The sequence below is a fragment of the Comamonas denitrificans genome (assembly GCF_017368815.1).
In the GTDB taxonomy this organism is placed as follows: Bacteria; Pseudomonadota; Gammaproteobacteria; order Burkholderiales; family Burkholderiaceae_C; genus Comamonas; species Comamonas denitrificans.
Window position 1 is genome coordinate 1 of record NZ_JAFNME010000038.1, and the last position, 19,232, is coordinate 19,232.

General features: G+C 64.5%; 18 protein-coding genes and 1 pseudogene. 11 read left to right on the forward strand and 8 right to left on the reverse strand.

Translation table 11 applies throughout. The annotated features are described in order from the left end of the window. Positions 1–586: uracil-DNA glycosylase family protein (locus J1777_RS12740; RefSeq protein WP_207576074.1), on the forward strand; the 586-nt coding region annotated here is incomplete at its 5' end. A gap of 119 nt (positions 587–705) precedes the next feature. Here J1777_RS12740 and J1777_RS12745 read toward each other — a convergent pair. Continuing rightward, entirely contained in the window at positions 706–2,115 is a 1,410-nt protein-coding gene (locus J1777_RS12745; RefSeq protein WP_207576075.1) for a GntP family permease, read from the reverse strand. A 130-nt stretch (positions 2,116–2,245) separates the two neighbouring features. Next, entirely contained in the window at positions 2,246–2,740 is a 495-nt protein-coding gene (gene moaC, locus J1777_RS12750; protein WP_207576076.1) for a cyclic pyranopterin monophosphate synthase MoaC, read from the reverse strand. Positions 2,741–2,812: 72 nt separating this feature from the next. Between moaC and J1777_RS12755 the strand changes: the two genes are divergently transcribed. Then, positions 2,813–4,336 (forward strand): M48 family metalloprotease, encoded by a 1,524-nt coding sequence (locus J1777_RS12755; protein WP_207576077.1) that lies wholly within the window; start codon positions 2,813–2,815, stop codon positions 4,334–4,336. On the opposite strand, the gene J1777_RS12760 is transcribed toward J1777_RS12755, so the two are convergent. From J1777_RS12760 to J1777_RS12775, 4 genes are all read right to left on the reverse strand, one after another. After that, positions 4,307–4,660 (reverse strand): phage holin family protein, encoded by a 354-nt coding sequence (locus J1777_RS12760; RefSeq protein WP_207576078.1) that lies wholly within the window; start codon positions 4,658–4,660, stop codon positions 4,307–4,309. The two genes, J1777_RS12755 and J1777_RS12760, sit on opposite strands and share 30 nt — an antisense overlap. Before the next feature lie 9 nt (positions 4,661–4,669). Beyond that, positions 4,670–5,443, reverse strand: a complete 774-nt coding sequence (locus J1777_RS12765) for a TerC family protein (protein WP_207576079.1) — start codon at positions 5,441–5,443, stop codon at positions 4,670–4,672. A 531-nt stretch (positions 5,444–5,974) separates the two neighbouring features. After that, positions 5,975–6,778: an SPOR domain-containing protein gene (locus tag J1777_RS12770; RefSeq protein WP_207576080.1), complete on the reverse strand. Its 804-nt coding sequence runs from the start codon at positions 6,776–6,778 to the stop codon at positions 5,975–5,977. Positions 6,779–6,794: 16 nt separating this feature from the next. Continuing rightward, positions 6,795–7,601 (reverse strand): biotin--[acetyl-CoA-carboxylase] ligase, encoded by an 807-nt coding sequence (locus tag J1777_RS12775; RefSeq protein WP_207576081.1) that lies wholly within the window; start codon positions 7,599–7,601, stop codon positions 6,795–6,797. Between the two features lie 152 nt (positions 7,602–7,753). Between J1777_RS12775 and J1777_RS12780 the strand changes: the two genes are divergently transcribed. The 3 genes from J1777_RS12780 to J1777_RS12790 are packed head-to-tail and all read left to right on the forward strand — an operon-like array spanning position 7,754 to position 12,213. Next, a complete protein-coding gene (locus J1777_RS12780; RefSeq protein WP_207576082.1) occupies positions 7,754–10,654 on the forward strand; it encodes a DNA topoisomerase III in 2,901 nt (966 codons plus the stop codon). Between the two features lie 16 nt (positions 10,655–10,670). Then, entirely contained in the window at positions 10,671–11,456 is a 786-nt protein-coding gene (locus tag J1777_RS12785; RefSeq protein ID WP_242700532.1) for a tyrosine-protein phosphatase, read from the forward strand. Between the two features lie 52 nt (positions 11,457–11,508). Further along, a complete protein-coding gene (locus J1777_RS12790; protein ID WP_207576083.1) occupies positions 11,509–12,213 on the forward strand; it encodes a glutathione S-transferase N-terminal domain-containing protein in 705 nt (234 codons plus the stop codon). A 35-nt stretch (positions 12,214–12,248) separates the two neighbouring features. Here J1777_RS12790 and J1777_RS12795 read toward each other — a convergent pair whose 3' ends face one another. Next, positions 12,249–12,776 carry a bacteriohemerythrin gene (locus J1777_RS12795; protein WP_207576084.1) on the reverse strand — a complete coding sequence of 176 codons (528 nt, stop codon included), beginning with the start codon at positions 12,774–12,776 and terminating at the stop codon, positions 12,249–12,251. A gap of 145 nt (positions 12,777–12,921) precedes the next feature. On the opposite strand from J1777_RS12795, the gene J1777_RS12800 reads away from it, so the two are divergent. From J1777_RS12800 to J1777_RS12825, 6 genes are all read left to right on the forward strand, one after another. Next, positions 12,922–13,956: a homocysteine S-methyltransferase family protein gene (locus J1777_RS12800; RefSeq protein WP_207576085.1), complete on the forward strand. Its 1,035-nt coding sequence runs from the start codon at positions 12,922–12,924 to the stop codon at positions 13,954–13,956. 120 nt (positions 13,957–14,076) lie between these two features. Beyond that, on the forward strand, positions 14,077–15,186 hold the full coding sequence (locus J1777_RS12805) for a CaiB/BaiF CoA transferase family protein (protein ID WP_207576086.1): 1,110 nt from the start codon (positions 14,077–14,079) through the stop codon (positions 15,184–15,186). 47 nt (positions 15,187–15,233) lie between these two features. Further along, entirely contained in the window at positions 15,234–15,554 is a 321-nt protein-coding gene (locus tag J1777_RS12810) for an MliC family protein (protein ID WP_207576087.1), read from the forward strand. A gap of 31 nt (positions 15,555–15,585) precedes the next feature. Beyond that, positions 15,586–16,770, forward strand: coding sequence for an efflux RND transporter periplasmic adaptor subunit (locus tag J1777_RS12815; RefSeq protein WP_207576088.1), 1,185 nt, complete (start codon positions 15,586–15,588; stop codon positions 16,768–16,770). After that, complete coding sequence (locus J1777_RS12820) at positions 16,755–18,023, forward strand: ABC transporter permease (protein WP_242700533.1); 1,269 nt, start codon at positions 16,755–16,757, stop codon at positions 18,021–18,023. Before J1777_RS12815 ends, J1777_RS12820 begins: the two co-directional genes overlap by 16 nt. Next, on the forward strand, positions 18,016–18,732 hold the full coding sequence (locus J1777_RS12825) for an ABC transporter ATP-binding protein (protein ID WP_207576089.1): 717 nt from the start codon (positions 18,016–18,018) through the stop codon (positions 18,730–18,732). Before J1777_RS12820 ends, J1777_RS12825 begins: the two co-directional genes overlap by 8 nt. 24 nt (positions 18,733–18,756) lie before the next feature. On the opposite strand, the pseudogene J1777_RS12830 reads toward J1777_RS12825, so the two are convergent. Further along, positions 18,757–19,232: pseudogene (locus tag J1777_RS12830) on the reverse strand (hypothetical protein); the annotation flags it as partial.

A 19,232-nucleotide genomic window follows, 5' to 3' on the forward strand; every position in this document is an offset into this window, starting at 1 on the left:
TGGCCGGGCCACTGGCATCGGGGTACAGGTGGCCGCCGTGGCCCCAGCGCAGGCCGCCGAAGTCTGGCAACTGGCCCCGGCCGTCCACCTGTACCCCGATGCCAGTGGCCCGGCCAGTGGCGGGCCGTGGTTGATTTTGTTGGAAAGCACCCATCCGGCCACCCCCTTGGCTGGGGCGGTGGGCGATTTGCTGGACAAAATGCTGCGCGCCCTGGGCCTGCACCAGCACCCGCAGGTGTGGCTGGCCGTGCTGCAGCGCCCCGGCGGCCTGCCCATGGCGGCCGAGATGGCGGGCAGCCTGGCCCCGGTCGATTGGCAGCCCTTGCCCGCACAGTTGGCCCACACCCTGAAAACGGTGCAACCCGCGCGGGTGCTGCTGCTAGGGCAAAAAGTGGCACAAACAGTGCTAGAGCGCCATGAGCCCGTGGGCCAGCTGCGCCAGCAGCGCTTTGATCTGGCCGGCCATGCCGCCGCCGTCAGCTACGACCCGAGCTTTTTGCTGCGCACCAGCCAGCCCAAAAAATACAAAGCCCAAACCTGGGCCGACTTGCAATTTGCCGCGCAATTGCCAGCCAAAGCTGAATAAAAAAAAGAGCTGCTTGCGCTGGTATTCATTGTGTTTCAAGGCGTTTAAGCCTTGAAATGCAGAATATCCAAGCGCAAGCAGCTCTTTTTAAAGCGTGGCTTCGCGGGCCTTACATTGACTTAGAACGAGCCAAAGGCTGTGCCCAGGGCAATCACCGCGGCCAAGGCAATCAGCGGCATGACAATGGTCATCATGGCGATGTTCAGGTAGGACTGGCGGTGCGTCAGCCCGCAAATCGACAGCAGCGTGATGATGGCGCCGCAGTGCGGCAGGGTGTCAAACACGCCGGCCGACATCACCGCCACGCGGTGCATCAGATCGGGGCTGATGCCAGCGTCCACGGCCATCTTCAGGTAGTCCGCACCCAGGGTTTGCAGCGCGATCGACAGGCCGCCCGAGGACGAGCCGGTAATCCCCGCCAGCACGTTCATGGCTACGGCTTCGGAAATCAGCGGATTGCTCGAGACGTTCAGCACCGCATCGCGGATGATGGCAAACCCGGCCAGGCTGGCAATCACCGCGCCATAGCCCACTTCTGAAGCGGTATTGAAAATCGGCAGCATCGAGCCGAGCACGCCCTTGTTAATGGTTTGCTGCAGATTGGCCCAGCGCCCCAGGCCCAGCAGCACCAGCGTTGCGCAGGACAGCACCAGCGCAATGATCAGCGCCCACATGCCGGTTTGCTTGTTGGCATCCATGGTGGCAAAACGCTCGGCCAAAAAGTCCCAGTGCATGCCGGGGAAAACACCGTAGGTAAACAGCGCGTTGATGCCAATCACCAGCACCAGCGGCAGCAGCGCCAACACCAGCGGCATGCTGCGCTGGGCATCGCCACGCATGTCGGCCTCGCCCACCTGGCCTTTGGCCTCCAGAGTATCGGCGTGGATGCCATAGCCTTCCCCCTGGGCGCGGGCCGCGCGTTCGCGCGAGCGCAGCCAGAGCATGCCCAGGGCAAAAATGATGAGCGAGCCGATCACCCCCAGCCCCGGCGCAGCAAAGGTGTTGGTGCCGTAGAACTTGATGGGAATGGCGTTTTGAATCGCCGGTGTGCCCGGCAAGGCCGTCATGGTGAAGGTGAACGAGCCCAGGGCAATCGCCGGGGCCACCAAGCGCTTGGGGATGTCGGCATCCTGGAACAGCGACTTGGCAATCGGGTAAATCGCAAAGGCCACGACAAACAGCGACACCCCGCCATAGGTCAAGATGGCACAGGCCAGCACCACGGTCAGGATGGCGTGTTTGGCCCCCAGGGTGCGTTCAATCCACTTGGCAATGGCCGTGGCCGCGCCCGAGTCGGCCATCAGCTGGCCAAACAAAGCGCCCAGCAGGAACACCGGGAAAAAGGCCAAGATGTAATTGCCCAAGGCCCGCATGAAGGTCTCGGTGTAAATGGGCAGCAGCAACACCATGTCGCCAGACAAGATCACGGCCAGCGCGGCCATCAGCGGCGCCAACAGCAGCACGGTGTAGCCCCGGTACGCCAGGAACATCAGCAGCAGCAGCGAAACAACAATCGATAAAGTACTCAACTCATCTCCTCGTTACTTAAGTAGGGAGGCGATTGTGCGTGGTTTACCCTGAAGTTGATTGTCGTTAAAACTACTTATACGTGCGGTTACACACACGCTTGTACTTAGGTAACTCTACTTATTAGCACCTTTAGGCCAGCACCCAGCTGCCGGATTTGCCGCCGTGCTTTTCCAGCACGCGAATGTCTTGCATGACCATGGTTTTATCGGCCGCCTTGCACATGTCATAAATGGTTAAAAGGCCCACCTGCACTGCGGTGAGTGCTTCCATTTCTACACCGGTTGGGCCCACGGTCTGCACGGTGGCGGTGCAGGTGATGGCGTTTTCGTCGGGCTGCAGGCTGAAGTCCACCGCCACCCGGGTCAGCGCCAGCGGGTGGCACAAGGGGATGAGATCACTGGTTTTTTTGGCCGCCATGATGGCCGCAATGCGGGCCACGCCCAGCACATCGCCCTTTTTGGCGCTGCCGCTACGCACCAGGGCCAGCGTGGCCGGCTGCATCACGATGCGGCCCTGGGCAATGGCGGTGCGCTCGGTGGCAGCCTTGGCCCCCACATCAACCATGTGGGCCTGGCCCTGGGCATCAAAATGGGTCAGCGGGGACGAGGGGGAAGGGGTCGGCATGGGCAGCGCTCCAAGAATGAACCAGTGGCAAAACCGGGCATCATAAGCATCCCTTGAAAGGATTTGCCCATCATGCTGCCCCCTTGGCGCCCTGCCTGCTTTGTCCGTTCTGTGTTGGCCTGCCTGTGCATGGCCGGGTCCTTGCTGGCCACGCCCGCCAGTGCCCAAGGGGGCTTGCCCCACCTGGGGGATGGGGCCGAACTGAGCCTGAGCCAAGAGCGCGCGCTGGGCGACAGCATCATCACCAGCCTGTACCGCGACCCCGATTACCTGGACGATGCCCCGCTGCACGCCTACGTCATGCAAATTTGGCAGCCCTTGGTGCAAGCGGCCCTGCAGCGTGGCGATTTGAGCGAAGAGCTCTACCAGCGCTTTGCCTGGCAGGTGCTGCTGGGGCGCGACCGCTCGATCAACGCCTTTGCCCTGCCTGGCGGGTATTTGGGTGTCCACACCGGCCTGATCGGCGCTGTGGCCCACCGCGATGAGCTGGCCACGGTGCTGGCGCACGAACTCAGCCACGTCACCCAGCGCCACATTGCCCGCATGTTTGCCGAGGAAAAAAAGAACATCCCCCTGCTGATTGGCGGCCTGGTGCTGGGGGCGCTGGCCGCTTCCTCCAGCCCGGACGCGGCGCAAGCGCTGATCATTGGCGGGCAGGCGGCCGCCGTGCAAAACCAGTTGAGCTTTTCGCGCGACATGGAGCGCGAGGCCGACCGCGTGGGCTTTAACCTGCTCTCCCCGGCGGGTTTCAACCCCCAGGGGGCGGCCAGCATGTTCGATAAATTGCAGCAGGCCAGCCGCCTGAACGACAACGGCAGCTGGCCCTATTTGCGCAGCCACCCCCTGACCAGCGAACGCATTGCCGACATGCAAGCGCGCGTGCCCCACGGCCGTGGCACGCCGCTGCAAACGCAGTGGGAGGACGCGATGATGTCCGCCCGCGCCCGGGTACTGAGCCAGCCGGGCGTGGATCGCCTGCGCCAATGGGTGGCCCAGCCAGGGCAAAGCGATTTTGCCCAGCAGCCAGCGGCCCAGCGGGCGGCCATTTTGTACGCTGCGGCCTTGGCCAGCCAGCAATTGCGCGATACCGCCGGGGCGCACGCTTTCTGGCGGCAATTGGATGCGCTGGTGCCGGCCAGCGATGCTGCCGCCCGGCGCCAAAGTGCCTGGCTGGGGGCCGAATTGGCCTTGGCCGCAGGGCAGCCGCAGCAGGCGCTGGACTTGGTGGAGCGCCACTCCGCACCCACTCTGCGCCCCGCCGTGCTCTTGCTCGCCCAGGCCCAGCTGGCCTTGCAGCGCCCGGCGCTGGCCAGCGAGCGCCTGCAAACCTGGGTCACCACCCACCCGCAGGATGCGCAGGCCTGGCAATGGCTGGCGCAGGCCTGGCAGGCACAAAATCAGCCCCTGCGGGCCTTGCGGGCACAGGCCGAGGCGCAGGTGGCCATTCGCGACTTCAGCGCCGCGCAAGACCGCTTAAAGGCCGCACAAGACCTGGCGCGGCGCGGCGGCAATCAAGACCACATCGAAGCCTCGATCATAGACACCCGCTTGCGGGCCGTGACCGAATTACTTCGGGAAGAAGCGCGCAAGCAGTGAGTCAATCACCAAGCCACAGGCCGAATACAGCAGCGCCCCCCAAACCGCCGCCCAAAAGCCGCTGACTTGCAGCCCGCCCAGCAGCCCCGAGGCCAGCCAAAACACCAGGCCATTGACCACCAGCAAAAACAGCCCCAGCGTGACCAGGGTGACGGGCAGCGTCAGCACCACCAGCACGGGGCGCAGCACGGCATTGAGCAAGCCCAAAATCAGCGCCGCCCACAGCGCTGAACTCAGGCTGTGCACTTGCACCCCGCTAAAAAGATTGGCCACCAAGAGCAAGGCCCCGGCGCTTAAAAACCATTGCAAAAATAATCGGGCCATAGCAGCTCCTTACGAGGTGGAAGAATGGGCAGCAGGGGCTGCCTTTTTGCGCGCCGCCAGCCATTTGCCTGCGCCCAGCACCAGCAAGGCACCGCAGATATGGGCGCTCCAGTACACCGGGCTGGGCACAACCGCCAAGCCGTTGGCATCCCAATGGCCCAGCTTGGGCAGCCACAGCCATTGCTCGGGGTCAATAAACCCAGGATCGCTGACCAGCATGCCCCCGGCAATCCAGCCCAGCAGCATGCCACCGCCCAAAATCACCGAAGGGAAGCGCTCCATCAACTTGATCACCAGCTGCGAGCCCCAGACGATGATGGGGATAGAGATCAACAGCCCCAGCGAGATCAGCAACAGCTGGTGGTCTTGGTGCGCTGTTTGCGCGGCCCCGGCAATGGCAATCACGTTGTCCACACTCATCACCAAGTCGGCGACGATGATGGTTTTGATGGCGGCCAGCAAGCGGTCGCTGGCGGTAATGTTCTCGTGCCCTTCCTCATCCGGGGCCAGCAGTTTGATGCCAATCCACACCAGCAACAGCGCCCCGGCCAGTTTTAAAAACGGCAGTTTCAGCAGCGTCATGGCAAACATGATCAGCACCACGCGCAGCACGATGGCCCCGGCAGTGCCGTAAACAATGCCTTTGGTGCGCTGCGCCGCCGGCAATTTGCGGCAGGCCAGGGCAATGACCACGGCGTTGTCACCACCGAGCAAGATGTCGATGATGATGATTTGCCCCAGCGCAATCCAAAATGAGGCGTGATAGAGAAAGTCCAAATCCATTGCAAACTCCAATGCAGCAATACCCATACCAAGATCAATACACGATCAATACACGATCAATACCTAAGAACGTGTTCGCGATCTCCTCATGGGTGTGCGGGCGCGGCTTCGGGCGGTCTGCGTCGTTGCAAATCCTCGCAATAGCCAAGCTATTGCTGTGGTTTGCGCCTCGCAACCCATCCCGAACCGCATCCCCCACACCTTCATTCGAGACCATGAACACGTTCTAAGTCAAAGGCAAATAGACAACTGCAGGCAGGGCACCGAAGGAGTAAGCCAGCGCCCGGCAGAGCGCCGGGCGGGGGAAAGCACCTGGGGGACCATGCACCGCAGTCGCCCAAAAGTCTTGCTCACAGTGCGCTGCACTGCTGGGCAGGCCGGAAGCGAATGCTTCGTGCTGACGACCTGCTCAACTGCCCGGGCTGGCCGCCACCGGCAGGAAGCTACTCCCCTTTGAAGCGGCGTATTTGACCACAAACCCCAACCGCGCCGCGCGGGCCTGACCGGTTTTGTGCGCTGGCAGCGCGGGACTTAGAGTTCCTCACAGCGCTGCAACACCTTGCCCGCCAACGCCGGGCCCAAGGCCCCCAGCTGGGCCTGCTGGGCCGCGGTGGCTGCGGGCAGGCGCAGGGTGAAGACCTGGGCCGCAGCACGCTCCTGCACCACCCGGGCCCCGCGCACGCCTTTGCGCAGCAGGCGGGTGAGTTCGCGCGTGGCGGCCTCTTCCGAGGAGAAGCGGCCCAGCGACAGGCCGGGCTCCAGGTTGCCCCCAGCGCGGTCGGTGTCGATGTTTTGCGCCCGCAGCGAGGTGCGCTGGCGGTTGAGCAGCTCTTGGCTGGGGAATTTGCCCAAGTAAACCATCCAGCGCCCGGGCATGTCTTGGCTGCGCATTTCGTAGCTGTCCCAGGCCAGCTCTTGCGCCCGCAAGGCGTTGCGCAGGGTTTTGGCCTCATCTTGGCTGAACGGCCCGGCCTGCAGGCATTGGGTGTCGGGGGCGGGTGGGGCCGTGGGCGCAGCGGGGGCCGCTTCTGATTCAGGAGCTGTTGGCGCTTTGTTTGCTTGGTTTGTTGGGGTGTTTGATTCTGTATTGCTGATTTCTTCAGCGGCAACAGCTTCTGTTTTAGGCGTTGGCCGCGCTGCCGCCGCATCGGCCGCCGGGGGCGGGTTGGCCGCCACAGCGATCAGCTGCACGGCCTCGGGGCGCATTTGCTTTTCTAAGCGCCAGGGCTCATTGGTGGGGCTGGGGCCCCAGCCCACGGCCACAAGCCAGCCCTGCCCCCAGGCGGCGTAGGCCAGGTTGGCAGCAAACAACAAAATCAGAAGAAGGCGCAGCATGGTCGTTTCGGGCAGTTCAAGGCAAGGGCATATTTTGCGGGCGCACACTCACCTCGGCGCTGTGAATGGTCTGCACGCCGTGCTCTGTTTGGATGTGCAGCGCCCCGTCCGGGCCTACACCCAGCGCCTGCCCCACGATGCCATCGCTGGTGTGAACCCAGCGGCCGCGCAAGAGGTCCAGGCGGGCAAAGCTGGCCACGCAGGCGGCAAAGCCGGTGTCGGCAAACTCCAGCACTTGGCGCACCACCAGCGGCAGCAATTGGGCCAGGGCCAGCGGGGCGCTCCAGCGCGGGTCCAGCTCTTGCAAGCTGGCCGGGCGGGTAGCCCAGCTGCCGGTGGCCACCGGGGGCTGGATGTTCACGCCCATGCCGATGATGACGTAGCGCTCGCCCCGGCGGGCCTGGGGGAGGTTGGCCGTTTCAATCAGAATGCCGCCGAGCTTGCGGTCATCGGTCAGCCACAGGTCGTTGGGCCATTTCAGGCCGATGCGCAAGGCGGCGTTGGGGTCGGTTGGCTGCAGGGCCTGGGCCATGGCCACGCCCACGGCCAGCGACAGGCCCGACCAATCGCGCGGGGCCAGGGGCAGGGCCAAAGAGCACATCAGGCTGCTGCCCGGCGCATTGCTCCAGGGGCGGCCCTGGCGGCCTTTGCCGGCGGTTTGGTCTTCGGCGATGAGCAAAATCGGCTCGGTCTGCCCGGCGCGGGCGCGGCGCATCAGCTCGGTGTTGGTCGAGTCAATGCGGGGCAGCACCTCCACGGTAAAGCCGGGCAGCACAGGGGCGGTGTGTTGCCACAGGTCTTCGGGGTACCAACGCACGCTCATGCGCGAACCTGAGAAAAAAAGAGAGTGGCGCTGCCGGACATGAAAAACTCTGATAACTTGAATAGGTATGCGTGCGTGCGCACGCGAGAAAATAATTTCACCAATTTCACAAACCAACGAATTGTAGAAGGCCTTCACGGCCCAGCCTGAGCATGAGCAAAACCCTCGTCATTGCAGAAAAACCCTCCGTGGCCCAAGACATCGTGCGGGCGCTGACCCCCATTGCGGGCAAATTTGACAAATACGACGACTATTTCGAGAGCGAGCACTACGTGGTCACCAGCGCGGTGGGCCACCTGGTGGAAATTCAGGCCCCCGAAGAGTTCGACGTCAAACGCGGCAAGTGGAGCTTTGCCCACCTGCCGGTGATTCCGCCACGGTTTGACCTGAAACCGGTCGATAAAACCAAAAGCCGCCTGGCCGCCGTCGTCAAGCAAGCCAAGCGCAAAGATGTAACCCAACTCATCAACGCCTGCGACGCGGGGCGCGAGGGCGAGCTGATCTTTCGCCTGATCGAGCAATACGCCGGCGGTGCCAAAGGCGGCCTGGGCAAACCCATCCAGCGCCTGTGGCTGCAGTCCATGACCCCGCAGGCCATCCGCGATGGCTTTAACAACCTGCGCAGCGATGCGCAAATGCAAGGCCTGGCCGATGCGGCCCGCAGCCGCTCCGAGGCCGATTGGCTGGTCGGCATCAACGGCACGCGGGCCATGACGGCGTTCAACTCGCGCGATGGCGGCTTCTTTTTGACCACCGTGGGCCGGGTGCAAACGCCCACGCTGTCGCTCATCGTCACGCGCGAGGAAAAAATCCGCGCCTTCCAAAGCCGTGAATATTTCGAGGTGCATGCCAACTTTGCCGCCCAGGCCGGGCAGTACGCGGGCAAGTGGTTCGACCCCAAATTTAAAAAATCCGACGACCCCGAGGCCAAGGCCGACCGCCTGTGGAAGGCCGAAGATGCCCAGGCCATTGCCAGCGCCGTGCAAGGCCAGCCCGCCACCGTCACCGAAGAATCCAAGCCCAGCACCCAGGCCAGCCCGCTGCTGTTTGACCTGACCAGCCTGCAGCGCGAGGCCAACGGCAAGTTCGGCTTTTCGGCCAAAACCACCTTGGCGCTGGCGCAGGCGCTGTACGAAAAGCACAAGGCGCTGACCTACCCGCGTACCGATTCGCGCCACCTGCCCGAGGACTACCTGCCCACCACGCGCCAGACGCTGGAGATGCTGGCCACCTCGCAGCACAGCCACCTGGCCCCGTTTGCCCGCCAGGCGCTGGAGCACAACTACCTGCGCCCGACCAAGCGCGTGTTCGACAACAGCCAGGTCAGCGACCACTTTGCCATCATCCCCACCACGCAAGCACCCAGCGGCCTGTCTGAGGCCGAGCAAAAGCTGTACGACCTGGTGGTGCGCCGCTTCATGGCGGTGTTCTTCCCGGCCGCGCAGTACCAGATCACCACGCGCATCAGCCAGGTAGCGCAGCACCATTTCAAAACCGAGGGCAAGGTGCTCATCCACCCCGGCTGGCTGGTCATTTACGGCAAAGAAGCGGCCAGCGAAACCGACGGTGGCAAAGACGGCGACAAAGGCCAGCCCCTGGTGGCCGTGCAGCCGGGCGAACACCCCCGCGTGGCACTGGCCCAGGCCAAGCCGCTGCACACCAAACCGCCGGCGCGCTACTCTGAAGCGACCCTGCTGGGCGCAATGGAAAGCGCGGGCAAGCAGGTGGAAGACGAAGAGCTGCGCAGCGCCATGCAGGAAAAAGGCCTGGGCACCCCAGCCACCCGCGCCGCCATCATCGAAGGGCTGCTGTCCGAAAAATACCTGCTGCGCGAGGGCCGCGAGCTGCTGCCCACGGCCAAGGCGTTTCAACTGATGACCCTGCTGCGCGGCCTGGATGTGCAAGAGCTGTGCAAGCCCGAGCTGACCGGCGAATGGGAATACAAGCTGGCGCAGATGGAGCGCGGCGAGCTGCCCCGCGCCCAGTTCATGCAAAAAATTGCCCAAATGACCGAGCGCCTGGTGCAAAAAGCCAAGGAATACGACCGCGACACCATCCCCGGCAACTACGCCACGCTGACCTCGCCGTGCCCGCAGTGCGACGGCATCGTCAAAGAAAACTACCGCCGCTACGCCTGCACCGGGGCCGACGGGGCGGGCGAGGGCTGCGGCTTTTCCTTCACCAAATCGCCCGCCGGGCGCACCTTTGAAACGCACGAGGCCGAAACCCTGCTGCGCGAGCGGCGCATCGGCCCGCTGGAGGGCTTTCGCTCCAAGGCCGGTTGGCCGTTTACCTCGGAGCTGGCCATCGTCAGCGACAAAGACACCGGCCAGTTCAAGCTGGAATTTGACTTTGGCGACGACAAAGCCAGCGAGGAAAACGCCGAAATCGTCGATTTCAGCGGCCAAACCAGCCTGGGCGCGTGCCCGGCCTGTGGCGCACCCGTGTTTGCCCACGGCAGCAACTACGTGTGCAGCAAGGCCGTGCCCACCGCCGCCCAGCCTGCGCCCAGTTGCAACTTCAAATCCGGCCAAATCATCCTGCAGCAGCCCATTGCCCCCGAGCAAATGCAAAAACTGCTGGCCACGGGCAAGACCGATTTGCTGGACAAATTCATCTCCAACCGCACGCGCCGCGCCTTCAAGGCGCATTTGGTGTGGGACAAGGCGGGCGGCAAAGTCGGCTTTGAATTTGAGCAGCGCGAAAGCAAATACCCTCCTAAAAAAGGAGCTGCTTCCGCTGTTAAAACCAGCGCTGTAAAAGCAAAAACCACCAAAACAACCGCCAGTAAAGCGCCTGCAGCTCGCAAACCTGCAGCAGCCAACTACCACCCCGATGCCGCGCTGGCCGCCGTCATCGGCAGCGATGCCGTGGCCCGCACCGAGGCGCTGAAAAAACTGTGGGACTACATCAAGGCGCACAACCTGCAAGACCCGCAAGACAAACGCACCATCGTGGCCGACGACAAACTGCGCGCCGTGCTGGGCAAAGACCGCGCCGGCATGTTTGAGCTGACCGGCCTGATCGGCCCGCACCTGGTGGCCAATGCGTAAGCCAATGCCTGCGCCGATGTCTGCACCAATGCCCACGGCCCCTGCCGCCGCGCAGCGCCACATTCCCCTGCACGGCTGCAGCAACTTTCGTGATCTGGGCGGCTACAGCGGCCACCAGGGGCAGCGGCTGCGCTGGGGTCAGGTGTACCGCTCCGACCATCTGGCCGACCTGAGCGCGGGCGATCTGGCGCAACTGGATGCCCTGGGCGTGGCCCGCGCGGTGGATTTTCGCGGTGCGCAGGAACGCGCCCAGCACGGCTACGACTGGCCCCAGCTGCAGCAGCACAGCCTGGTGATTGAGCCCACCCTGGTGCACGAGGCAATGCAGCTGTTGAAAGTGGGCGGGCACTTGAGCGTGGCCGACACCGTGGCGCTGATGCAGGCTACCTACCGGGGCCTGGTGGTGGAGTCCGCGCCGGTGTTTGCCCGCTGGTTTGCCCTGCTGCTGGAGGATGAGCGCCCGCTGGTCTTTCACTGCACTGCGGGCAAAGACCGCACCGGCTGGGCCGCCGCCTTGCTGCTGCACGCGCTGGGCGTAGCCCCAGAAGTGATTGCGCAGGACTATTTGCTCACCAACCAGCTCTACCGCCGCCCCGCCGCCTTGGCCGCGCAGGCGGCCCAGCACATTCCGCCCGAAGTGCTGCACGTGCTGTGGACGGTGCAACCGGCGTTTTTAGACAGTGCCTACGTCGCCGTGGCGCAGCACTGGGGCAGCATCCATGCCTATTTGCACGAAGCCCTGGGGCTGGGGCCGTCGGCCTTGGCCCAATTGCGCGGGCGTTACCTGCAGCCTGCTGCGTGATCGGAATTGGGTGTAGGGTTGGGGGCTTTCGGTTTACACAAAGGAGCCCACGATGACCCCCGCCCTGCTCAACCACCCCATTACCGCCCAATGGCCGCCCCAGCATCCTGAGCGGCTGCAGCTGTATTCGCTGGCCACGCCCAATGGCGTGAAAGTGTCGATTGCGCTGGAAGAAATGGGCCTGCCCTACGAGGCGCACACCATCCGCTTTGAGCACAACGACCAGTTTCACCCGGCGTTTTTAGCGCTCAATCCCAACAACAAAATCCCCGCCATCCTCGACCCCCACGGCCCGGGCGGCCAGCCGTTGGCGCTGTTTGAATCGGGGGCCATCTTGATTTATCTGGCTGAAAAAACCGGGCAATTTCTCCCGGCCGACCCGGCCCAGCGCTACACCACGCTGCAATGGCTGATGTGGCAAATGGGCGGCCTGGGGCCGATGTTGGGGCAACTGGGCTTTTTTCATAAATTTGCCGGCAAAGACTTTGAAGACAAACGCCCGCGCGACCGCTATGTGAACGAGGCCAAGCGCCTCTTGGGGGTGCTGGATAAGCACTTGAGCCACCAACCCTGGATGGTGGGCGATGCCTACACCATTGCCGACATGGCCATCTTCCCCTGGGTGCGCAACCTGATTGGCTTTTATGAGGCGGCCGAGGTGGTTGGCTGGAGCGATTTCCCGCACGTGGCGCGGGCGCTGGCGGCCTTTTTGGCCCGCCCCGCTGTGCAACGCGGGCTGGAGGTGCCGCGCGCTTAGCGCGGTGCCGCCGGTTGCGTCAGTGCCCAGCCAGGCTAGCGCCCAAACAAACGCGCTAGCCAGCCTTTTTTTTGCATCCGGTGCTCTAGCTCGGGAAAGAGTTTTTCGTAATCAATGTGCCGTGTCTCCGCATCGGGCGCGCCCTGGCGCGGGGCAGCATCGACGCGGTTTAAATATTTCTTCACGGTGGCGGCGTAGGCGTGGTCTTCGGTGCGAATGTGGCTAAACAGCCAGCGCGACAGCAGCTTGTGCAGCTCGTCGGCCACATCTTCCCCGGCTGCAAAACGCTCTTGAATCGACACAATGCGGCGGATAAAAAGCTCGTGTACCTTTTTGTGCGGGCCTAAAAAGGTGTAGCCCGCTTGCTCCAGCAGGCTTTCTTCAAAGGCAAAGTGCGATTCGGTGTAATCGGCGGTGTCGGCAATCACCTGGGACAGTGCTTGCCGGTCTGGCGAGCTGCGCAAGTTGTACAAGGTGTTGATGTACTGGGCGATGCGTTGGTGCTGGCGGTCAATTTCCGCAATCCCGGTGTCCAAGTCGGCGCTCCAGACAAGATGAGCCATAGAAATCTCCGCAAAACTGACAAGGTTGAGAACCAGGGAATATACCTAGTTCCAAGAGGGGCAATCGGTATTGGCACCGCGCTGGCGGGTGGCAACACCCTTCTTGGCCGAAAAGAGCGCGGCCAACTTCCTACAATCTGCGTCCATGACTTTGCCCACCTACACCCGCGCCCAACAGCTGCCAGCCATCCTGGAACAACGTATTGCCATCTTGGATGGGGCCATGGGCACCATGATCCAGCGCTTCAAGCTCACCGAGGCCCAGTACCGGGGCGAGCGCTTTGCCGACTTTGCCTACGATGTGAAGGGCAACAACGAGCTGCTCAGCCTGACGCGCCCGGATGTAATCCGCGACATCCACGAAGGCTACTTGGCCGCCGGGGCCGACCTGATCGAGACCAACACCTTTGGCGCTACCAGCATCGCCCAGGACGACTACCACATGGGCCATCTGGCCTACGAGATGAACTTAGAAAGCGCCAAGCTGGCGCGCGCGGCCTGCGACAAATTCTCCACCCCCGACCACCCGCGCTTTGTCGCCGGGGCCCTGGGCCCCACGCCCAAAACCGCCAGCATCAGCCCCGACGTGAACGACCCCGGCGCACGCAACATCAACTTTGAGCAGCTGCGCGTGGCCTATCTGGAGCAAACCCTGGGCCTGATTGAAGGCGGGGCGGACGTGATTTTGGTGGAAACCATTTTCGACACCTTGAACGCCAAAGCGGCGCTGTTTGCCGTCGATGAGGCGTTTGAGCAGACCGGCGAATGCCTGCCCATCATGATCAGCGGCACGGTGACCGATGCCTCGGGGCGCATTCTGTCGGGCCAAACCGTGACCGCGTTCTGGCACAGCGTGCGCCATGCCAACCCGCTGTCGGTGGGCCTGAACTGCGCGCTGGGCGCGGCGCTGATGCGCCCCTACATCCAAGAGCTGGCCAAGGCCGCGCCCGATACCTTCATCAGCTGCTACCCCAACGCCGGCCTGCCCAACCCCATGAGCGACACCGGCTTTGACGAAACGCCCGAGGTCACCAGCCGCCTGGTGCACGAGTTTGCCGCCGAGGGGCTGGTGAACATTCTGGGCGGCTGCTGCGGCACCACGCCCGACCACATTGGTGCCATTGCCCAAGCCGTTGCGCCCGTGCCCACGCGCAAGCTGTTTTACCCAGCGCACGCCTAAACACCTGCCTAAACAATAGCTCTTTGCGCTTGCTATTCAATGGTTTCACCATAGTTTTTAGCTGAAATCACCATTTCAAAAGCGCAAACAGCTATCAAAAACATGAACAAGGAGACAAGCATGGAAAAAGTTTTGCACACCCTGCGCGTGCTGGAAATTGGCGGCCTGGGCCCCGGCCCGTTCTGCGCCATGCACTTGGCCGACCTGGGGGCCGACGTGATCAGCCTGGTGCGCCCCGGCAACGGCGGCCTGCCCATCACGGGCGATTTGCTCAACCGGGGCAAGCGCTCGGTCTTTGCCGACCTCAAATCCCCCGAGGGCCGCGCCCTGGTGCTGCAGCTGGTGCGCGATGCCGATGTGCTGATCGAAGGCATGCGCCCCGGCAGCATGGAGCGCCTGGGCCTGGGCCCGCAAGAGTGCCACGCCGTCAATCCCGCCCTGGTCTATGGCCGCATGACCGGCTGGGGCCAGCACGGCCCGCTGGCACACACCGCGGGGCACGATGCCAACTACACCGCCCTGTCCGGGGCCATGTGGGGCTGCAGCCCGGCCGATGCCCGCCCCGTCGCCCCCGTGGGCGTGCTGGGGGACATTGGCGGCGGTGCGCTCTATTTGATGACGGGGCTGCTGGCCGGTGTGCTGCAGGCGCGCGCCAGCGGCCAGGGCACGGTGGTGGATGCCGCCATCGTCGATGGCGCGGCGCACATGCTCAACCTCATGCTCAGCATGCGCAGCACCGGCCTGGTGGGCGACACGCGCAGCACCAGCCTGCACACCATGGCACCGTTCTACGACACCTATGTCTGCGCGGATGGGGAGCACATCGTCATTGGGCCGATTGAGCCGCAGTTCTACCAATTGCTGCTGCAGCGGCTGGGCCTGGAGGGCGACCCGGACTTCACCGGCGACCAATGGGACCGCCGCGCCTGGCCCCAGCGCCGCGCCCGCTTGGCGGCGCTGTTTTTGCAACACCCCCAGGCCCACTGGCAGGCCCTGCTGGAAGGCACAGATGCGTGCTTTTCTGCCGTGCTCAGCCCCAAAGCGGCGCTGCACCACCCCCACCTGCAAGCGCGTGGCGTGTATGCCGAGCCCCAGGACACACTGCAAGCCAGCCCGGCCCCGCGCTTTGGCGCTGCGCCCTACCCCATCAACCCCACCCACCCTGCCGGAGCGCACACCGAAGCGGTATTGCAGGATCTGGCCCAAGGCGGCCGTGGCTGGCGGGCGTAAACAGCCCCGTACCAATCCAATCCCCCAACCAGCCCCTGAGCAACGCCATGCACTCCAAAATCTACCCCGCCCTGCTGGCCATCAGCGCCACGGTCGCCCTGAGCGCCTGCAGCAGCACCGCGCCGCGCCCTGCCGACGACCTGGAGGTGGCGTTTATGTGCACCAACGGCACGGCCATTGCGGTGCGCTTTTCGCCCGCCAATGAAACCGCTGTGCTCACGCACCAGGGCAGCAGCATCACCCTGGCGCAGCAGCCCAGCGGCTCGGGCTTTATCTACAGCAATGGCCCCAACACCATTCGCGGCAAGGGCGATGACCTGACCGTCGAGATTGGCCGCATGGTGCCGCTGCAGTGCACGGCCCAGTAAACCCTTTGCCACCACAACACAGGCAGGATTGATGCAACGTCGCTCTCTTTGGATAGCCGGCGGTGCCACGCTGCTGGTGCTGGCCCTGGGTGGGATTGGGGCCCAAAAAATGGCCGGCCCCCGGCTGGATGCTTACCAAGTGGTGGCCCAGCCCCTGGTGCAGACCGTGGTGGCCACGGGGCGGGTCACGGCCCCCGCGCGGGTGCAGGTGGGCAGCCCCATTACCGGGGTGGTACTGCAGCGGCACGTGCGCGAGGGCGACCGGGTGCGCCCCGGCGAGGTGCTGGCCGTGCTGCGCGCCGACGACCTGCAGGCCCAGGTGCGCCAGGCCCGTGCTGCCTTGACCGAGCTGCAGCAATCCACCCGCCCACAAGCCCAGCGGGCCGTGCAGCAAACACAGCAGCAGTGGCAGCAAGCCCGCCGGGAACTAGAACGCCGCCGCCTGCTGGCCAGCCAACAGGCCATCAGCCACGAAGCGCTGGAACAAGCCATAGAGGCCGAAACCCTGGCCCGCCTGGCCGCCGAACAAGCCCAGCTGCAAGCGCGCGCACTGCAGCCCGGCCAATCCCAGGAAGCCAGCGCCCAGGCCCGGCTGGCCAGTGCCCAGGCGCAGCTGGACAAGGCCACTATCCGCGCGGAGGTGGCCGGCACCGTGCTCACCCGCCATGCCGAGCCGGGCGACCTGGTGCAGCCGGGCCAGGTTCTGTTCGAGATGGCCGGCGATGGCACCACCGAGGTGCTGGTGGCGCTGGATGAAAAAAACCTGGAGGTACTGGCCCTGGGGCAATCGGCCAGGTGCATTGCCGATGCGTATCCGCGCCAGCCTTTTGCGGCCGAACTGGACTTTATTGCGCCCAGCATCGACCCCCAGCGCGGCACGGTGGAGGTGCGCCTTGCGGTGGCCGCTGCGCCCGATTTTTTGCGCCAGGACATGACGGTTTCGGTCAATATTCAAACCGGTGCGCAGGCCTCGGCCATCGTCGTGCCCAACGATGCCCTGGCCAATCTGGACGGCGAGCGCCCCCACGTTTGGGTGGTGGAGCAAGGCCGTGTCGTGCGCCGCGAGCTGCAGCTGGGCCTGCGCGGCCTGGTGCAAACCCAGGTCACAGCGGGCTTGCAAGCCGGTGACTGGGTGCTGGCCGATGCGCAACCCCCCCTGGAGCCGGGCCAGCGCGTGCGCGTACTGGAGCGCCCACTGCCATGGGCCGCACCATGAGCCACCCGCGCACGCCCCAGCCCGCCGGGGGACGGCAATCGGGATGGCCTCTGTGGATTGAATGGACGCTGGCCACCCGCTTCCTGCGCGAGGGCAAGACGCAAAGCACGTTGATTTTGGTGGGCATTGCCGTGGGCGTGGCCGTGCTGGTGTTTCTGACTGCCTTGATCACGGGCCTGCAAAACAACATCATCGACCGCACCCTGGGCACCCAGGCCCACATCAAGGTGCAGCCGCCCAAAGAGCGCAACCTCATCGCCCCCGCACCGCCCGGCCATGTGCAGCTGGTGCTGGAGGACCAACGCGCCCAGCGCCTGCGCTCCATCAACAACTGGCAACAGGTGCGCGATGTGCTTGACGGCCTGCCCCAGCTCTCGGCCGTCTCCCCGCTGATCTCGGGGCCCGCCTTTGCCCGCCGGGGCCAGGCCTCGATGCCGGTCAGCCTGCTGGGCATTGATCCGCCGCGCTACCGGCGCATCATCGCCCTGGAAGAGGCCATCGTGGCCGGTGCCTTTCGCCTGCAGGCGCACGATGCCCTCATCGGCCGCCAACTGGCCGCCGACCTGGGCCTGCGCGTGGGCGACAAGCTGCGCCTGGATGCCGGCCAGGGCCAGGAGAGCGTGGTCAGCGTCGCCGGCATCTTCCAACTGGGGGTGCGCGAGCTGGATACGCGCTACGTCTATCTGGGCATGCAGCAAGCCCAGTCGCTGCTGAACCTGCCCGGTGCCGCCACCAGCCTGGACTTGAAGCTGCACCACATCTTTGAAGCGCAAACCATGGCCACCCACATCAGCCGCTTAACGGGGCTGCAAGCCCAAAGCTGGATTGAAACCAACACCCAGCTGATGAATGCCCTGCAATCGCAGCGCCTGTCCACCCAGATGATCAGCAGCTTTGTGGCCTTGAGCGTGGCGCTGGGCATTGCCAGCGTGCTGGCCGTCAGCGTCGTGCAGCGCACCCGCGAAATCGGCATTCTGCGGGCCATGGGGGCCAGCCGGCAGCAGATGCTGCGGGTGTTTTTGCTGCAGGGGGCCATGTTTGGCCTGGTCGGCTCGCTGCTGGGCAGCCTGGCCAGCTATGGCCTAGTGGCCATCTTCAACAACTTTTCCGCCCAGCTGTTCTACATTCCGCTCGACCCCTGGCTGGCAGTGCTGGCCGCTGGCCTGGCCACGGCCACCGGCATTGTGGCGGCCGCCATCCCAGCGCGGCGTGCGGCCACGTTAGACCCGGTGCAGGCCATCCGCCATGTCTGAGCACACCAGCGGCGACCAAGAAGTGCTGCGCCTGGACGGCCTGTGCAAACGCTACAACGCAGGCCAGCCCACCGAAACACAGGTGCTGCACGGGCTATCGCTGCGCCTGCAGCGCAGCGACTTCACCGCGCTGACGGGCAGCTCCGGCTCAGGCAAAAGCACGCTGCTGAACCTGATCGGCCTGCTAGACACCCCCACGGCAGGCGAGCTGCACCTGCTGGGCCAGCCCACCAGCGGCATGGACGAGGCCCAGCGCACGGCATTGCGCGGGCAGCACATCGGCTTTGTCTTTCAGTTCCACCACCTGATCACGGCATTTACTGCGCTCGAGAATGTGCTGATGCCCATCGCCCTGGCCCACGGCAAGCCCACGCGCGAGCACACAGAATTTGCCCAGCACCTGCTTGCCCAAGTGGGGCTAGAGAAGCTGGCGCAGCAGCGCCCCGACCAGCTCTCTGGCGGGCAACAGCAGCGCGTGGCCGTGGCCCGCGCCCTGGTGACCCAACCGGCGCTGCTGCTGGCCGACGAACCCACGGGCAACCTTGACAGCCGCTCTGCGGCCGAGGTGTTCCAGCTGCTGCGCCACTTCAACCAGGCCTTTGGCTGCGCCGTGCTGATGGTCACGCACGATCTGCGCCTGTCCGAGCAATGCGACCGCATCGTCCACCTGGCCGATGGGCGCATTGCCAGCGATCGTCACCGCCCCTAAAACGGGGCCATCCCGCAAGGCAAGCTAGGCCCGGCTTTGCGCCCGCGCCACCGACCACAGGTAATTCATCTGGGCACAAAACGGCTGGGCGCACACCGCCCGGCCCTGGTATTGGCAGCCATCGACCACGCACAGCCCGCGCTGCTCCCCCTCGTGGCGCATCTGGCGCGGTTGCTGGCCACTGGCATGCAGTTGCGCCATTTGCACCCAGGGATCGGTCACACGGCCATGCAGCAACGCCTGCCACTCCTGCGGCAGCAACTGCGCCGGGGTATAGGCGGCGGCCGCTTGCACCGCCTGCTGGGCCACCTGGCTGGGCAGGGGTTGTAATTCCAGCTGCAAGAGGGCGCTGGTGCGCAGCATGTGCAGCTGCGCCTGCAGCGCTTGCGGCGTACCCGGCACCATCTGGGGCTGCAAAACCAGGCCAAAGGCCGAACTGCTGAGCTGCTGCAACGACCCAGCAAAGGCAATATTGAGCAGGCCCTGCCCCACCCACGGCG

Bases quoted from the DNA above. Each gene is read 5' to 3' on its own strand.
- J1777_RS12820 (WP_242700533.1), top strand. From the start codon at position 16,755: ATGGGCCGCACCATGAGCCACCCGCGCACGCCCCAGCCCGCCGGGGGA.
- J1777_RS12785 (WP_242700532.1), top strand. From the start codon at position 10,671: ATGTCTGCACCAATGCCCACGGCCCCTGCCGCCGCGCAGCGCCACATT.
- moaC (WP_207576076.1), bottom strand. From the start codon at position 2,740: ATGCCGACCCCTTCCCCCTCGTCCCCGCTGACCCATTTTGATGCCCAG.
- J1777_RS12825 (WP_207576089.1), top strand. From the start codon at position 18,016: ATGTCTGAGCACACCAGCGGCGACCAAGAAGTGCTGCGCCTGGACGGC.
- J1777_RS12815 (WP_207576088.1), top strand. From the start codon at position 15,586: ATGCAACGTCGCTCTCTTTGGATAGCCGGCGGTGCCACGCTGCTGGTG.
- J1777_RS12805 (WP_207576086.1), top strand. From the start codon at position 14,077: ATGGAAAAAGTTTTGCACACCCTGCGCGTGCTGGAAATTGGCGGCCTG.
- J1777_RS12790 (WP_207576083.1), top strand. From the start codon at position 11,509: ATGACCCCCGCCCTGCTCAACCACCCCATTACCGCCCAATGGCCGCCC.
- J1777_RS12760 (WP_207576078.1), bottom strand. From the start codon at position 4,660: ATGGCCCGATTATTTTTGCAATGGTTTTTAAGCGCCGGGGCCTTGCTC.
- J1777_RS12795 (WP_207576084.1), bottom strand. From the start codon at position 12,776: ATGGCTCATCTTGTCTGGAGCGCCGACTTGGACACCGGGATTGCGGAA.
- J1777_RS12780 (WP_207576082.1), top strand. From the start codon at position 7,754: ATGAGCAAAACCCTCGTCATTGCAGAAAAACCCTCCGTGGCCCAAGAC.
- J1777_RS12765 (WP_207576079.1), bottom strand. From the start codon at position 5,443: ATGGATTTGGACTTTCTCTATCACGCCTCATTTTGGATTGCGCTGGGG.
- J1777_RS12755 (WP_207576077.1), top strand. From the start codon at position 2,813: ATGCTGCCCCCTTGGCGCCCTGCCTGCTTTGTCCGTTCTGTGTTGGCC.
- J1777_RS12800 (WP_207576085.1), top strand. From the start codon at position 12,922: ATGACTTTGCCCACCTACACCCGCGCCCAACAGCTGCCAGCCATCCTG.
- J1777_RS12775 (WP_207576081.1), bottom strand. From the start codon at position 7,601: ATGAGCGTGCGTTGGTACCCCGAAGACCTGTGGCAACACACCGCCCCT.
- J1777_RS12810 (WP_207576087.1), top strand. From the start codon at position 15,234: ATGCACTCCAAAATCTACCCCGCCCTGCTGGCCATCAGCGCCACGGTC.
- J1777_RS12770 (WP_207576080.1), bottom strand. From the start codon at position 6,778: ATGCTGCGCCTTCTTCTGATTTTGTTGTTTGCTGCCAACCTGGCCTAC.